General features: G+C 44.5%; 11 protein-coding genes. All 11 read right to left on the bottom strand.

What is annotated here, in order from left to right:
• Positions 1–15: 15 nt before the first annotated feature.
• Positions 16–1551 carry a RagB/SusD family nutrient uptake outer membrane protein gene (locus FPZ43_RS17730; RefSeq protein ID WP_146383277.1) on the bottom strand — a complete coding sequence of 512 codons (1536 nt, stop codon included), beginning with the start codon at positions 1549–1551 and terminating at the stop codon, positions 16–18.
• A 23-nt stretch (positions 1552–1574) separates the two neighbouring features.
• On the bottom strand, positions 1575–4868 hold the full coding sequence (locus FPZ43_RS17725) for a SusC/RagA family TonB-linked outer membrane protein (RefSeq protein WP_146383276.1): 3294 nt from the start codon (positions 4866–4868) through the stop codon (positions 1575–1577).
• 363 nt (positions 4869–5231) lie between these two features.
• A complete protein-coding gene (locus tag FPZ43_RS17720; protein ID WP_222431002.1) occupies positions 5232–6107 on the bottom strand; it encodes a hypothetical protein in 876 nt (291 codons plus the stop codon).
• Positions 6108–6127: 20 nt separating this feature from the next.
• Positions 6128–7378: a YdcF family protein gene (locus FPZ43_RS17715; RefSeq protein ID WP_146383275.1), complete on the bottom strand. Its 1251-nt coding sequence runs from the start codon at positions 7376–7378 to the stop codon at positions 6128–6130.
• Positions 7379–7571: 193 nt separating this feature from the next.
• Positions 7572–8795, bottom strand: a complete 1224-nt coding sequence (gene soxC / locus FPZ43_RS17710) for a sulfite dehydrogenase (protein WP_146383274.1) — start codon at positions 8793–8795, stop codon at positions 7572–7574.
• A gap of 5 nt (positions 8796–8800) precedes the next feature.
• On the bottom strand, positions 8801–9382 hold the full coding sequence (locus FPZ43_RS17705) for a c-type cytochrome (RefSeq protein ID WP_146383273.1): 582 nt from the start codon (positions 9380–9382) through the stop codon (positions 8801–8803).
• Between the two features lie 3 nt (positions 9383–9385).
• Positions 9386–10642, bottom strand: a complete 1257-nt coding sequence (locus tag FPZ43_RS17700) for a YeiH family protein (protein WP_146383272.1) — start codon at positions 10640–10642, stop codon at positions 9386–9388.
• The gene (locus FPZ43_RS17695; RefSeq protein WP_146383271.1) at positions 10626–12089 is read right to left on the bottom strand and encodes a phytoene desaturase family protein; all 1464 of its coding nucleotides are present in this window, start codon (positions 12087–12089) and stop codon (positions 10626–10628) included. Before FPZ43_RS17695 ends, FPZ43_RS17700 begins: the two co-directional genes overlap by 17 nt.
• Positions 12086–13690 (bottom strand): hypothetical protein, encoded by a 1605-nt coding sequence (locus tag FPZ43_RS17690; protein ID WP_146383270.1) that lies wholly within the window; start codon positions 13688–13690, stop codon positions 12086–12088. The genes FPZ43_RS17695 and FPZ43_RS17690 overlap by 4 nt, the downstream gene beginning before the upstream one ends.
• Before the next feature lie 12 nt (positions 13691–13702).
• Entirely contained in the window at positions 13703–15049 is a 1347-nt protein-coding gene (locus FPZ43_RS17685; RefSeq protein WP_146383269.1) for a DoxX family protein, read from the bottom strand.
• Positions 15050–15068: 19 nt separating this feature from the next.
• Positions 15069–16427, bottom strand: a complete 1359-nt coding sequence (locus FPZ43_RS17680) for a RagB/SusD family nutrient uptake outer membrane protein (RefSeq protein WP_146383268.1) — start codon at positions 16425–16427, stop codon at positions 15069–15071.
• Between the last annotated feature and the right edge of the window lie 6 nt (positions 16428–16433).

Below are 16433 nucleotides of genomic sequence, written 5' to 3'. Positions count from 1 at the left end.
CTTTTTCTGTGGTTATCAATAACCCGGGTTTTGATACATTTTTACCGGATCGAGTTTGGTTTCATCAAAAGGTATTGGGAAATACCTGTCTTTAGTGGTAAAGTTGGCGAGCCTTGCTATACCAAAATCCGACTGACTTTTGGCTTTGAAAAAGGCAACAAGCTCGGTATCGGTAAATGTGCGCAGTAAATCAAACCAACGGTGATGCTCAAAGGCAAGTTCAACACGGCGTTCATGCAAAATGGCTAAACGTAGGTTTGGATACTTTGAAGCATAAGCCGCGTTAGCAGATGATACTGCATAGGTTGGCATCCCTGCCCTTGTGCGCACAATATCCAGGTATTGTATAGCATTTGCGGTTTCGCCAAGATAGTTGCTCACTTCGGCAAGCATTAATATAACGTCGGCATATCGCATCAGTATCCAATCATTACCGCCATAGCCAAGGTTTGACGCAGCCGAACTGGCATCACGATATTTGGTTATGAAATAATCGTTCACTACCGGGTTACTCGCAAACTTTACAGAGAATGTTTTGCGCGCATCACCCGTTTCGTAATCTTTTATCATATCGGGCGTAACGTTACCACCCACACCCGACGTTACCTTCAACGAGTTGATAGTTTCGCCTTGTGCCTGGTTGTTAGCAGCTATTGATGAACTATAAGTAACATCTCCCTGGCGGTTTACTATTTGCCAGATAATTTCAGGGCAGGTTGCTTTCTTTGCAACGTCAAAAACATCTGTGTATGGAATGCTGCTTAAAGCGCCAAACGTGCGCATGTTGTAAGCAGCAAGCAGGTAGGTTTTAGCATCGTTAAGGTTAGCCGTGCGGTTTGCCTGGTCTTGAGTGGTAGCCATTGTTAAATAAACCTGGCCAAGCAGGGTATTGATGGCTGCCTTAGATGCACGGCCAAGACCAGCACCCGATTGCAGATTTGGCAAATTGCTGTTTAAAGCATCTTTTAAATCAGCGATTATTTGCTGATAAACCACGGCCTGCTTTTCGCGGAAAGTGTTAGCTGTAACCTCGTCTGTTGATTTTAGTTGTTTGGTAACCAATGGCACATCGCCCCAGGTACGCACAAGTTGAAAGTACTCTACCGCACGCAAAAATTCCGCCTCCGCTTTGTACTGCTGCTTCAATGCTGCATCTGCAAAGGTAACTTGATCCAAATTTGTGAGCACGATATTGGCCCTTGTTATGGTAGCATATAGTGAAGCCCAGTGGCTTTTTAAGTAGGTGTTACTTGGCAATATTGAAAAGTCGCCAAATTGGAACGGTTCGCCGGCATTACTTTGGTTGTCGTTCCTGCCTGTATCGTCACTGCGCTCGTCTGTCCATAAACCGCTGTTCTCGCCAATGTTATTACTGCTGCGCAGCGATTGGTAGATGCCATTTACAGCGCTCAATACATCAGATGGGGTACGGAAACTTTCGGTAACGGCTATTGCATTCGGGTTTTTTTGATCTAAAAAATCTTTCTTGCACGAGTTAAGTGCCAATGTAAATAAAGCAGCACTCGCACTTATAATAATCCTCTTTTTCATTTCTTCTTAAGATTTAATATTTATTAAAACGCTGCCCTTATACCAAGGTTAAATGACCTAACCAGCGGGTAAACGCCATAATCTACACCAGGCGCAAGGTTTGCCGGTTGCACGCTGTTTGATGCACCGCTCGAGAAGTTGTAATCAACCTCTGGGTTATAACCTTTATACTTGGTAATGGTAAAGGCATTTACCACGCTCGAGTAAATGCGCAGGTTGCTCATACCAATTTTTGAAACAAGTGATTTTGGCAGCGTGTAACCTAATGTGATATTGTTGCAACGCAGGAATGATCCGTTTTGCAGATAAAAGGTCGATAAACGGGTGCTGTTACTTTGCGTACCCGCACGAGATGCGCGGTATACCGAACCATCGCCGGTTTGCTGCGCATTGCGATAACGGTTTACAACGTCGGCATAGTTGTTTCCTGAGCCTTCCATATTGTACAGGTAATAATCCTGTCCATCCAACACGTCATTACCCTGTGAACCGTTAAATGATGCACTGAAATCTATTTTCTTATAGTTAAGGCTCACTGCAAAACCGTAAGTAAAATCAGGATATGGGTTACCAATTACCGTCTTATCGGCGTCGTTAACAATACCGTCGCCGTTTGTATCAACAAAATACAGGTCGCCTACGTGCAGCGGGTTTGATTGCGATGCAGATGGCGCTACGCTATTGATGTTTTCTGGGGTTACCATACCGGCAACTTTAAAGCCGTAAAACATACCTACCGGCTGGCCTTGTTGCGTAATGTTGGTTAGATAAGAACGCTCGGCACCGTTAATAATGATGGTGTTATTACCACTCAGCTTAGTCACCTTATTGCGGTTAATGGAGATGTTACCGGTAAGATTCAGGTTAAAGTCCCTGGCATTTATAACACGGCCATCTAACTGAAAGTCGAATCCTTTGTTCCTGATTTCAGAATTGCGCAGGTTGGTAAGTATGGTTGTTGCACCAGATATTGCAGAGATTGGCTGCCTGTAAAGCAGATCTGACGAGTAGCTTAAATAATAATTTGCGATAACAGATAAGCGGCCTTTAAATAAACCTATATCTGCACCAAAATTGTATTGAGATGTAGTTTCCCAACCCAGTTTCTCGTCGGTTATTCCGTTTGCATAAGTAGCAGTGGCTACCGCGCTTGTGCTGCCGAAAACAACACCTGTTGGGCTCGCCAATGTTTGCAGGTAGCTGTAGTTACCTATGTTGTAGTTACCGCTTAAACCCCAGCTTGCACGCAACTTAACGGTTGATTGCTCGCCAAGAAAATCATGGTAAAATGGCTCTTCAGACAGTGTCCAGCCGGCGGCAACAGACGGGAAATAGCCATACCTGTTCTGCGGACCAAAACGTGATGACCCATCTGCACGGAATGACCCTGTAAGGAAATACTTACCTGCATAATTGTAACCAACACGGCCAAAGTACGATAGCAAGGTAAAGTTTGATTTACCTGTAGCATCATTAAGTGTCAAGAAACCCGCCTCGGCCCCTTTGCCTGTAACTTCGGGGATGTTATCGTTTTGGAAGCCCTTGCCTGTTATGCTTATAACATCGCTCATGTTTTTTTGAATGGTGTAACCACCCAATGCATCTATACGATGTTTGCCTATTTGCTTATTATAATTTAGCGTAAACTCGGCAAGTTGATCCGTTATGGTTGTTGATTGTGCCGTAGCTGTAGCTGCCGCAATGGCCTGTGGTGATCCCGGAGGGTTTGCACCGCTGCTTAATGTGGTTGGCAGGTAATAATCATACTTTTCGTTATAGGTATTGGCACCAACACGCGCTTTAAATACCAGGTTATCTAATATTTTGTATGATGCTGCTCCGTTTATAGTGGTACGGTAACCCTTACGTGTAATTTTGGTGCGGATTGCAAGTGCTACCGGATTTTCGACACTTTGAAAACCATAGGCTGATGATTGTGAGGCAGCTGCGTTTGTGGCTAATGAACCATCGGCATTGTAAGCCGGGAAGAATGGCATATAGATTAAAGCACCTAATATAGGGCCGTGGTCAAAACGCCCTTCCTGTATCTCGTGGTTGTAGTTTGATGTATAAGATACATTTGCATCAACATGCAGCTTTTTGCTGATGTCCGATTCGATGTTACTTCTAAAGTTGTAACGTTCCTGGCCCGAGCTCACAATGATACCTTCCTGATTTTGATAGCCACCGCTTACGTAGTAACGCGTAGCATCGTTACCGCCCGAAAATGATAAGGTGTGTTTCTGAAAAAACGCATTGCGGTAAAGCTCGTCCTGCCAATCGGTATTAACCGTTTGATGGATAAGTTTCTGGTTGGCAAAATCATACAGGTAATCAGGTATCTGAACGCTTGAAGCAGCCGAGATACCCCTGCTTGACAACTTGGACACACGTACAGAATTTGTATCAGAGTACATGGCATCGTTCCATGTACCGCCTGCGTTTGTCCAAAGATCGTAGTAGGCGTTGTTGCGACCGTCAATAACCAATTGGCCAAATTCATCGGCATTCAGCAAGTCGACTTTTTTTGCAAGCTGATCAACTCCCATTTGTACATGGTATTCAAACTGCCCTTTTTTGTTTTTGCCGCGTTTGGTCGTAATTAGTACCACACCACCAGATGCGCGCGAACCGTAGATAGCTGCCGAAGCAGCATCCTTCAATATATCAACAGACTCCACATCGTCGGGGTTGATGTATACATCATTGTTTGCCGGGTAACCGTCGATCACATAAAGCGGGTCGGAACTTGCATTGAATGAACCTATACCACGCACACGTATTTTGGTGCTTTGGTACGGCGCGCCAGATGTTTGAGATACCTGCACGCCTGCAACTTTCCCCACAAGTGCCTGGCCCAATGTTGGTGCAGCAAGGTTAAGTTCGCTTGCTTTAACGCTTGATACGGCACCCGTAACATCGCTTTTACGCATGGTTTGGTAACCAATGGCAACTACCTCGTTAAGCATATTGTACTGTGGTTTCATTTTCACGTTCAATATGCCATCGCCTACGGTAACTTCCTGGTTTAAGTAACCTACAAAGCTAAAAACCAGTACGGCACCCTTTTCGGCGTTGATGGTATAGCGGCCCTTAACATCGGTGCTTGTAGCGTTGGTTGAATTTTTTACGCGCACCGTTACACCAGGCAAAGCATCGTTATTTTCGTCGGTAACAACACCTGTTATCGGCTGAAGTGGTGCTGTTAGTGTTAAATTATTAGTGGCATGTACTGCCGTTGAAAGGACTAATAGTAAAATAAGGCTGATACTATTAAAAGTCCGTAGCAAAAGATTGGAAGTAATCTTTTTGTTCATACTTTTAAATGTTAATGTTAAAATGACTTGCAGAAAAGTTAAATTGACAATAGCTCACAGAACCGGATCATTGTTGGCGCAACTCCGGTTTTGTATTTTTTGTCGCTTTTAATACGAGTGGAAATTGTTGAAGTATTACATAGGCAAACGGCTTAGATACAATAGTTAAATTTAATTATTGATAACAAACACGCTCCTCAGATAAATAAAAGATAATACCAGGGGGCCGCGTTTGTTACAATGGCAACAAAGCTACTCCGGGCATCTTAAGCCAAGCCTTTTAAAAAGTTAATTTTTTATTAAGAAGACAGCCTTTGTATTACGTATGTGTAAACAGGCATGAGATCCAGGTGAGCTAAACAATTACCAGTTAGTAGATGTGTAGTTGACGTTGTTTTTGCGGGATGAGGTTACTGCTATACCCCGGTTGCTGTCAATAAAGGTAAAGCCTTCCAATTCATCGGCCCTGTTGTTTAAATCAATTTGTTTAATTACCTGCATGGTACCGCTATCAACAGATTTCTGTAGATCGACATAAGTAAAGCGCCATTTGCGCCCCTCTATTTGATTTTGCACCAATATTAAAACGCCTTTATTGGCAACCCAATGCAGGTTTTGCACCCACGGCGAACAGGAAAATCTTTTGTAGAGCACCCCTGGCTCCGAAGTTTTTTTACAGGCAGCCAGCTTTTCCGGATCGTATAACCGTACTTCGTTGCCTTTGTTGCCGTAATCGGCGGTGGCAACGTACCATTTACCCTTGTATTTAACATATTCGGGGCGTGTACCCTGTATACAGGCATCGTCCTCAATGGTATTTATCAGGTTGCCGTCAAGCGTACCTGTTTTAAGCAACCCTTGCCAGTTAATGTTGTAAATAACTGCTTTCCAACTTGTGCCTTCCTTGTTTAACCTGATAGAATTACCCATAAACACCGGCCCTTTTCCGTTATAAGCAATGCCTGTTGGGTGGCCTATAACGTCCTGCCCATTTTGTGTTAATTTGTATTCTTTATTGATATAAGCCAGGCTATCTCCCTGCAATTTAAATTCACGAATAACGCCAACTTCCCTATCTCCATACAAAAAAAACCGGTTGCCTATCTTACTTACACCCTGGCAAGCGCCAAGCGAGTCAACCGTAGCTTCACAATCGAGGGTAACATTAATGTCTGCAACAAAGGCAGCCGTCATCAGGCCAAGAAAAAGGGTCAGCGCAATTACTTTAAAGGTGTTCATAGGTTAACAACAATATATGATTAGGGATCCATTGGCTCGTCCAGATCAATCTGCAACGAGTTTACAAGCGGATAAAATTCCAGTTCGGTATCACTTAGGCGCTTACCTAACTTATAGGGTAGGTAACCAAGTTCTTGCAGGCAACGTTTATCCATGTTCATGATAAAATCATTCTGATACTTATCGGTAACAATAAGGCCGGGCTTGCTAAAGGAAATGCCGTACCTGAAAGCTATGCGCGCATCATTACGCAGATTTGTTGTGGTGTGCCGTGCGTGAGGTTCAATGATGATTACGCTTGCCGGCACATGCAGTTTGGCAATCATGTATTTTTTCATTTCAACAGCTTCATTGTACTTGGTTTTAAACGGGTGTACCGCCCCGCCCGATACCACCACGAATGGCGCCTTACCAGCGAAATATGCCCGTGCTGCCGATTTACAGCGCAACATCCCCTCGCCGCTAAAGGGTGTGTTCGGATCGTCGGGGCCCGCGCCCGGCACTACAATGTGGGTGTATGGGTAATTAGCCCATTTGGTAAGCTTAACTTTGTCGGCAGCTGGCTTATTAACGGTAGTTGCCATTGGCTCATAATCGCCGGCCTGCATGCGCTCGTTTACTTCGAGGTAGGTAAGCGCACCTTTTAACGATGGCTCGAAGAACAAGCTTCTGGCATTTACGGTTTCATTTACCTCTGCCGAGCAATCATACATAAGGGTGTAATAACCACGCTTTTTAACATTATAGCTTATCGAATCAATTTGCGGGTAGTTTGGCTTGGCCCCCTCAGCGTATACAGCAATGGTATGATTTATTGCAGCTGCATCCTGACGCCAGGCTTTTTCGAGTAATTGCGCCGGTGCGAGGGTTTGAAACTGAAAATAAGTACCCGATGGAATAATATGTGTCTTAATTAATTTATCAAGCGCACTTCCGGGTTTGCACAAAGCTGCAAGGCGTTCGGCAACGGTATTTATTTCATCATCTGTAAACTTCAGTTTGGCAGGCAGGCAAAGCGCGTCTTTACATTCGGCAAGGGAAGATTTTAACAGTGCAATTTTATCGGCGGTAAGCTTTGCCAGGCCTGCATCTGCTTTCAATAATTTAGCTGCTTCGGCATCCTGCTGCAATAAAGTAAGCAGGTAATAATTTTTTGCTTTTGCCCAATCATTACCTGATACAAGCTTGTATGAAGGCAATGCACCTGAGTATTGCGCATTAGTTTTTATAAATGCAAACAGCAGAATTATAAGCGGTAAATACTTTTTCATAAACGAAGTATAAAACTGCAAAATAGCACATAGATTATTAATGTGAGGTTAACCTGCCGTTATTAAGTATGATATATTCCGTTAATTTCGATAGAAGATTTGTGTCTGCGTGACACGTTAATAGCTCAATTTCTGTAGCACTGAAAGCTTATAATAAAGGCTCCTCGCAACCTATGATTACTGCGCGTATCGACTACAATTTTTTAAATTCTTCCGGTTTAAGCCAAACCGACCCGTCACGTTTAACCGTCCAGGCAGTTATAGGGTTTAAGTGATATCCGCCCATTTCGGGTCCTCGGGCGTCTTTAAGCTGCTGCAAGGTGGGCTGTATGTAACCTGTTTCATCGGTAACCCGGCTCAGTATCTCAGTTTGGCGTCCGTCCCAATGCCACAAATATCGAAAATAGGTATGTGCCTTGCTTAGTACAGGCTCCTGCAGGTTGGCAATCTCCCAGTTTTTTCCACCATCGGTACTCACTTCCACTTTATTTACCTTGCCCCTGCCGCTCCATGCAATCCCCCTAATCTCGATATAACCAGGTTCTACTTTGCCCGGATAAGAAGGGTAAATGATGATGGACCGTGCATCCATTTCAAAACTAAACTGGCGCACCTTTTCGCCAACCTGGTAGGTATACTTGCTGGTTTCTTCGCGCGTCATCCATGGTTGATCACCAAACTCAAGCCGGCGCAGCCATTTCACGTTAGTATTGCCTTCCCAGCCAGGCAAGAGTAAGCGCACAGGATATCCCTGCGCCGGGCGGATGGCTTCACCATTCTGAGCGTATACTATCATAGCATCATCAAACGCCTTTGATACCGGGATACTCCTGGTGAGTATAGCTGCGTCTGATCCTTCGGCCAAAAACCAAGTAGATTTTGGGTCGACGCCAACTTCCCGTAAAAGTGTTGAGAGCATTACACCAGTCCATTCGCTCTGACTGGTTAGGCCTAGAATCTCTTGCGGCGTCATATCCTCCTTTCCGGTTCGGAAATTACCTGCACATTCTATAAAACAAGTGCGTGTAACGGCCGGGAAACGTTTTAAATCATGCAGGGAAAATTTCATGGGGCGCTTTACCATGCCGTGTATCAACAGCTCATATTTATTCGGGTCGATAGTAGGGATACCGGCATGATGGCGCTCAAAATGCAAATCTGCGGGCGTAATGGTACTGTACATATCCTGCAGCGGGGTGCGAGATGATATATCAGAGGGTTTACGAACCGAATTTTCAAATGGCGAACGTGTACCAACTTTGCTCGGCAACGGACCAACAGTTTTTGTCGGGTCTTCCGGCGGTGTAGCGGTTTGGATAGGTTGCAAAACCTTACCTACCGACGTTTGTACTAACGCCACAGTAGCAACTGCTGCACCACCTAAAAGCGACCTGCGGCTTATTTTTTTTCCTTGCATTTTTTTTATCGCACTTCGTTGCCGCCGCGGCGGTCATCATTTACAAAATATTTACGCGCGGGCATTACCACTTTCGGCAGCGTTTGTGCATTTATGGTAGCTCCTTTTTTAATTACACCGTTTGCATAGAGCAGGTATGCCGTAATATCATAAACCTCCTGATTGGTGAGCGAGCCCGGCGCGTTATATGGCATCGATCTTCTTACGTAATCAAACAGCGTGGTGGCATAGGGCCAATAGTTGCCCACAGTGTTTCCCTTTCGCTTCACAAAATTTGTATCACTAACCAAAGCCGGGGCAGGCAGCTTCTGGCCTTTCACAAGTTTCCCGCCAACGCCATGGCACATGGCGCATTTCTCAGCGAAAATAAGCGCACCTGTATCAATCCTGCCTGCGCCTTTAGGTAAACCTACACCATCAGGACGAACGTCGATATCCTTGGCTATAATATCAGCCTTGCTTGCTGTTTTACCGTAACCAAATGAATCAGGCCAATCCTTTTGTGAATTATGGCCACAACCAAACACAGCTAGCAGCGTAAAAACTGCTATGCCTGTTTTAAAGTTATCGTTGATCCACCTAATCATACACTATCTAAACAGCAAAAATGCTATTGCCAGGGTGACAAATATGTTGAAGGTTTGTGCCGCAAGAAATGCGTATAGTGGCTTACGGCTTTCCTTATTAAACAAGTCGGCAAACTTGGTTTCCAAACCAATACTGGTAAAGGCCAGCGCAAACCATAAGCCTTGCAGGTTTTTAAGGCTATCCTTAACAGCGGCACCCGTAGCAGGCGACAGGAGAAATGAAAATAACAGCGAGGCTGCAATGAAGCCTATTACAAACTTTGGGAAACGCTCCCATATCACTTTTAGCGTTGGTTTTTTTTCTGCATCGTTAGCGGCAGGGTGCTTGGTGTATGTCCAGTAAATGGAGATGGCAAATGCTGCTATACCCAACAAAACATTTTGTGAAAATTTCACTATTGTACTTATCTTTAAAGCAGCCTCGCCCACCAGGGTGCCAGAGGCCACAACAGCTCCGGTAGTGTCAATGCTACCGCCCAACCAGGCGCCTGTAACTTCTTGCGGAAAATTGAAATAGCCTGCGATGACAGGCATAAAAATCATCATCGGTATAGCTGTGATGAGTACCATTGATATAACGTATGAAAGCTTTTTAGAATCGCCTTTTATTGCGCCTGCCGTGGCTATGGCCGCCGATACACCACAGATAGATACGGCACTTGATATCATCATGGCTATCTCGTCGTCGACCTTAAGTTTTTTACAAACCCAGTAAGCAAAATACCAAACCGAAGTTACAACCACCAACGACTGTATCAGCCCTAAAGAACCGGCTTTAAGTATATCGGCAAAAATTACAGATGTACCTAACAGCACCAGGCCTATCTTCACAAACAGCTCCGTAGAAAGCGAATCGCGCAGCCACTGCGGTAAGTCAAAAGCATTGCTGATAGCCAATCCTAACACTAAACTAAAAATAACCCCTTCCAGGTTTAAAGCCTTGGCCTGACTGCTGCCCGCGAGTATCAGGGCCAAAATTGTAAGGATATACACAATGGGAAAGCCTCTAAAATAATCGCCAAAGCGTTTTCCGGATAAAAACACCCCAATAGCACCTATTGCCCCAACAAATAAAAATTGCAGCACAATAAGCCACAAATTGTGAGCAGATAAAACTTTATTACCCAACTCATCCGCGTTTTTCCAGCCTAATGCAGGTACCGGTAAAAGCACACCAGATATGGCCAGCGCAATAATGATGAATCCCAATACCACTACTACCCAATCTTCATGCAATTTTACTTTAGTTACTGATGTCATTTCTATTTGCTGTTATATTAAAAATTTCTTTGAGTGCCCGCTTAGCGGCGTGATAGCCACACATACCGTGTACGCCCCCGCCCGGAGGTGTTGATGAGGAACATAAGTATATATTTTTAATAGACGTGCGGTAAGGCGACGCTTTAAGTACCGGCCGAGTAAAGAGTTGCGTAATATCTAAAAGACCGCCATTTATATCGCCACCAATATAATTAGGGTTGTAAAGTTGTAACTGTTGCGTATTAAAAATATGCCTGCCAATAATGGTATCCCTGAAACCAGGCGCAAAGCGCTCTATCTGATTTTCGATAGCCTCAGTCATATCTTTAACCGATCCATTGGGGACATGACAATACCCCCAGGCTACGTGCTTGCCAGCTGATGCCCGTGTGGGATCAAACACTGTAGGTTGTGCGAGTATTACAAACGGCTTTTCGGGATGATGTCCGTTACTTGTACGTTGCTCGGCTGCGGCTATCTCTTTAAATGTACCACCCAAATGCAGCGTTCCGGCCTTGCGGCAATCATCATCTTTAAATGGTATTGGCTCTCTAAGTGCCCAATCAAGTTTAAAAACGCCCATTCCGTATTTATACCGCTTTAATTGTGCTGTGTACAATGCTGATAATCTTTCGCCTGCAATTTGCATGAGTTGATCTGGCGTTATATCAAACAGATAGGCCTTGGCGGCAGGTAATTTATGCAATGACGTGATGTAGGTATTGGTTTCAATTTTACCACCAAGCGAAAGAAAATAACCTGCCAAAGCATTGGCAATTTGTTGCGAACCGCCTTTTGGAGCCGGCCAGCCTTTGATATGGGCATTAGCCATTAGTACCAACGCTATCGCTGAAGTTGCCCAATTTGTGAGTGGCTGAATGGCATGTGCTGCCATTCCGGCTAATAAAGCTTTTGCTTTTTCAGTATTAAAAGATTTGGCTAACCAGGTTGCAGGTTGTATGGCCTTTAAACCAAATTTAGCCATGTGCAATGGATGCTTGGGGAATGCAATCGGCCCTAAGGCGTCACCAGCAATATTGGGCCACGCATCGATTATAGGCTCAATCAAATCTTTATAAACCTGGCCATCGGCACCCAAACCGTCTGCCGTACTGTTTATGGAGCGCATTAAAACGGCGGCGGGTGAACCGTCCATTGGGTGTGCAGCGTCAACTTCAGGATACAAATACTCAAGGCCAAATTGGTCTAAAGGCAGAGTCTTGAAGAATGGCGATGCTATAGCCATAGGATGTATAGCTGAGCATATATCGTGTTTAAAGCCAGGCAAAGTTAGTTCTGCTGTGCGCAGGCCGCCGCCTATGGTGTCTTTACCTTCAAGCATCAATACCGAAAGGCCCTGCTGCTGCATCAATATGGCAGCAGCCAAACCATTTGGGCCGCTGCCAACTACTACGGCATCATATTGATATGCAGGTTCGCCAATCATTGATATTTACCGGCCTCCAATTTACTGTCTTTTAAAACATAATTTTTTTGGAATCTGTCCAATACAATGTAAACCGAGTCGCGGTGCTCATCAATTCCATTTAGTATCACATGATTTCCATCGGTGGTTTGATAATTCAATATCATGTGGTTTCGCTTGCGCTTATCTTTCAACTCTTCGGCAATACCTTTTTTTCGACGGTTTGACAGCGCTACAGGATCTATTCTCGAATACTCATCCTGGATATCTTTTTTAGCGTCTTTTGGGATCCAATTGGCATCGTTACCGCTATCCACCTTAGGTTTTTTCTTCCCTTTGCCACGACGAATAGCGTCTACATATTTATCCTGTAAATAAAGCGTATGATGCAAGGTGTCTACATCGTAGTAAAAAACACGTTTACCACCTGCCGTGCCGGTAAGTTCAAAAGTGCGATTAATATCACGCATGGGCGAGCCGCCACCGTTGCTCAGATCAAGCCTCGTAGGCCGGTTTACATTATAGGACAAGCTGGACCATTTTTCGAAAGTCACATCGCGCCAGCGAATAGAATCCAGCGGTGAGTATGGAATTTCCTTACCATTGATCTTGAACTCGCTGACATGATAATTGCCGCGTAATTTGGGCACACCGCTCATGGCCGGTTGCTTGTAAGGGTCATATTTAAAATTCAACACCTCAGCGTAGGTAAAGTACACCAGGAAAATAAAGATGGTTGCTACTTTAAGCACCAACCGGCTATTTCGTAACCAGCTTGCTTTAAACGATGGCTGATAAGTGTAAGGGGCAGTATATTTTTCGCGTATAAAAAGATTGTATACAGGTACTGCATCATACCAAAGCAGGAAAGCTGCAAACAACACAAAATATGACGCATAAACATGAACGCCGCCATCATAAGCAAAGTTCACGTACGTAATATCGCCCAGTGCGCCTATTAAGAGGGCCGCGCCAAGCGTGGTGGTTTTCCTAAAAAATAATAGCGAACCCGCCAGTACCTCAACAATACCCGCAAATACCTGGTACCAGGGCACAATACCAACTGACAGCCAATAGATTTTTTGCGCCGTAAAATCGCCAAAATTGGTATTTAATAGCCCTAAGCCCGGGTAAGGCATCTGTGTTGGAAACAGTTTGGTAAAACCAAAACCAATTATACCGATACCTGCGCGGTATCTTGCTATTACACGTACCCAATAATAAAGCGCGTCGTAATTAAGCTTGCTATCCCGCTTCTCTATCACCGACCAAAGCCCCGCACCCACCAGCGCAATAGCAAATACCTGCACCCAATCGCCGTATCCTAAGAGGTTATAAGCCGGGTTTTCGAACCGATAAAGCGATGGCTGAAACCGCGCTATGTCATAAAGATCCCGGTAATGGATGCTAAACCAATTTATGGCAAAAAGGCTTTTGTACCATCCTACACTCCACGGGATGGACATGATGGTAAAAAAAATGGTTGCTGTCCGTAGAGCAAACTTTTGCCCGAAAGTCCATTTACGGTTTCCGCTTATGGATGTCCGATTGGCTAATGGAGTAGTTTTATCTTGCGATAGATTGCCAATCGTTGGCGATTGTATTGTTTCTTCAACTGACATAATATTGATGTCTTAAAGTTTTAATGATCTGTTTCGTCCGCCAACTGCTTCTTTAAGCAGGTATTTTTTTGGTATAAGCGTTAGCTCCGCATACACCGAATCTTTAGTAGCGCTTAAGCCCTGCAAAATGATATGCGTTGAATCGGGACGGGAAAATTGCAGCGTAAGCTTATCATCCTTATAATGTGAATTTTTGTTGGCCAGCAAAAGATTACCCTGCTTACCAACTGTGTAATGATAATAATTGCGCTCGCCACTGCCAGCCAATTCGTAATTCCGCTCAAATTCATTTGGGTGTACCTCTTCGGTGAGTGATGAATCGATCAATTTAGGTTGAAGTGTTTTAATACTAATGGTATTCCACTTCTCGAAAACCACGTTCTGCCAACGTACGGAGTCGGTATCCGAGTAAGGATGATTTTTACCGTTTAATTTAAATACTGTTACATTATACAAGCCCGCTGTACCGGCAATACCCTTACCTTTTGGATAATGATAACCACCTTTTGTATAAGCGGCATAAGTTTTAAAGCCATAGATAAACACAAAAAACAAAATCAATCCTGCTTTTGCAGCTGCCAGTGTTATCCATTGCGAGTTTTTTAAAACAGGCTTTACTGTATCTGGCAAGGTTGGATTTCTTAACGCAATGAGGTTATATAACCGCAATGCATCATAGGCTACAATGTATAGCGCTATCACAAGTAAATAAATACTGTAGATTCCCTCCCCACCCTCATAAGCAAGGTTAGAGAAGAAAACATTGCCGGTAAATAGCAGCACAATGATAGCGCCGAATAAGGCCGTTCGTCTAAAGAGCAATAAACCTGCTGCCAATAATTCCACAAACCCAAGGAACGACTCGTAACCCGGCGTGATGCCCAACCCGAGCGAAAACAGTTTCCACCTATTAAATTCGCCGTAGGCTGTATTCAGGCTACTGATAGACGGGTACGGTGATTGCAATGGAAAAAATTTGATGAACCCGTACGCCAGCAAGGCAATAGCCAGCCTGTAACGCAGTAGCGTTTTGAGCCAATATTTTGCTAACGGGTAATTTAACTCTCGCTTTACAATAAAAGGAGTAGCAACGGCAATAACCAGCGCAAGCACTGCAATGATAACAACGTCGGTAAGCGTTGCTAAACCCCATATTTCAGGGTGATATGAGCCCGTTGGCTGCGGGGTGTACCTGCTGATATAAAAAATGTCGCTGAATTGAAGATCCGTCCATTTAATAGATAATATATGTGCATAGTATTTCCAGTCTAACGGAACCACAAGCAACACAAAAAATATGAGCAGAAACCGGAAAACGTTTTTCTCGGTGTTAGTCCAGGGTGTGATGGATGTACTCATGACTTAGTATTTTAAATAATCAATATCCAGGGTTTTGAGTCAGAGCCGGATCAACATTCAATTGATCGACGGGGATCGGCAGTAAATATTTTTTGCTGTCTGTTACACCCAAAACCGTAGCTGCCCGGCCAGTGCGTACTAAATCGAACCAGCGATGACCTTCAAGCGCAAACTCCAGGCGGCGCTCATTTTCTATAGCCAATAGCAGATCGTCTTTTGAACCGGAAGATACACTGGCCAAACCAGCCCTGTCGCGTACCGCATTAAGATCTGCGAGACTACCCGCGATACTGTTTTGGTTTGCCCTTGCTTCGGCACGTATCAGATACAATTCGGCAATGCGTATAACGTAAGCCGGATCAGTGGCGGGGCTGCGGTAGTAAAGGTTTCCATACACCAATCCCGCGCTGGTTTTTGCTATAAGTGCACTCCTGCCTCCTGCAGTTGATGTATTGCTAAGCAAAGCTGTTAAAGCTGCATTTGGCGCCCATTGGCGGGTACCACTATTTGCAGGCGGCTGCCATTGCCCACGGTGCCCGTTGGTGTAAGTTGCGCTATAGGCAAGCTCCAAAACAGACTCGCGTGTGCCTACTGCATTGTTTGCAAACCAGGCACTGTATGGTTTAAGCAGGCTGTAATTGGTGGTATTACCCAATACAAGCGTTGCATACTTTTCAGCATTTGCCCAGTCCTTTTGATACAGGTAGAAACGAGCTTTTAAAGCGTAAACGGTTTCTTTATTTGCACGCACAGGATTTGGCGCTGATAAAACGGTTAAAAGTGATTCTGCTGCATCCAAATCAGTAAGCACTTGTGCGTAGGTTTGCTCCACTGTGCTGCGGGCTATGCCTTTTTTGTCAGAAGCAGCCAGCGTTGGTGTAGTAACTATCTGTACACCGCCCCAGGTTCGAGCCAAATCAAAATAAGCTAATGCTCGTACAAAATAAGCCTCGCCCAAAAGCTGGTTTTTAACGGTGCTTGTAAGCGTAGCATCATTAACCTCGGGCAATTTGGCTATGATGTAATTTGCCCGGTTAATGGTGGTATAGATAGCCAGCCAGATATTGGAAACCGTTGCATTATCGGCTTTTACGTTATGATCTATAAATTGCTGTACGATGGATTGTGAGCCTGTCCATTGCACATTATCGCCAGATAAATAGCCTATGGAGACAAAGTTTACCCCGTAATAACCATCGGCAGATAAGGCACGATAAAGCCCCCTGACAGCAGTTTCGGCAGATGCCCGATCGAAGATAGTTTCCTCGTCTGATACGGAATCTTTTGGCTGAACGTCCAGAAACTTCTTGCAGGATGTAAATCCGGCTACTAAGACTGCCAGGACCAATGCGAATTTTATATGATTAAGTTTTTTCATGACTTG

The sequence above is a fragment of the Mucilaginibacter pallidiroseus genome, assembly GCF_007846085.1.
Lineage (GTDB): Bacteria > Bacteroidota > Bacteroidia > Sphingobacteriales > Sphingobacteriaceae > Mucilaginibacter > Mucilaginibacter pallidiroseus.
This window is presented reverse-complemented; position numbering and strand designations above follow the sequence as displayed.

Excerpts from the sequence above, each read along its gene's own strand:
- FPZ43_RS17685 (WP_146383269.1), bottom strand. The coding sequence starts at position 15,049 with ATGAGTACATCCATCACACCCTGGACTAACACCGAGAAAAACGTTTTC.
- FPZ43_RS17705 (WP_146383273.1), bottom strand. The coding sequence starts at position 9,382 with ATGATTAGGTGGATCAACGATAACTTTAAAACAGGCATAGCAGTTTTT.
- FPZ43_RS17695 (WP_146383271.1), bottom strand. The coding sequence starts at position 12,089 with ATGATTGGCGAACCTGCATATCAATATGATGCCGTAGTAGTTGGCAGC.
- FPZ43_RS17680 (WP_146383268.1), bottom strand. The coding sequence starts at position 16,427 with ATGAAAAAACTTAATCATATAAAATTCGCATTGGTCCTGGCAGTCTTA.
- FPZ43_RS17700 (WP_146383272.1), bottom strand. The coding sequence starts at position 10,642 with ATGACATCAGTAACTAAAGTAAAATTGCATGAAGATTGGGTAGTAGTG.
- FPZ43_RS17730 (WP_146383277.1), bottom strand. The coding sequence starts at position 1,551 with ATGAAAAAGAGGATTATTATAAGTGCGAGTGCTGCTTTATTTACATTG.
- FPZ43_RS17725 (WP_146383276.1), bottom strand. The coding sequence starts at position 4,868 with ATGAACAAAAAGATTACTTCCAATCTTTTGCTACGGACTTTTAATAGT.
- FPZ43_RS17690 (WP_146383270.1), bottom strand. The coding sequence starts at position 13,690 with ATGTCAGTTGAAGAAACAATACAATCGCCAACGATTGGCAATCTATCG.
- FPZ43_RS17720 (WP_222431002.1), bottom strand. The coding sequence starts at position 6,107 with ATGAACACCTTTAAAGTAATTGCGCTGACCCTTTTTCTTGGCCTGATG.
- FPZ43_RS17715 (WP_146383275.1), bottom strand. The coding sequence starts at position 7,378 with ATGAAAAAGTATTTACCGCTTATAATTCTGCTGTTTGCATTTATAAAA.
- soxC (WP_146383274.1), bottom strand. The coding sequence starts at position 8,795 with ATGCAAGGAAAAAAAATAAGCCGCAGGTCGCTTTTAGGTGGTGCAGCA.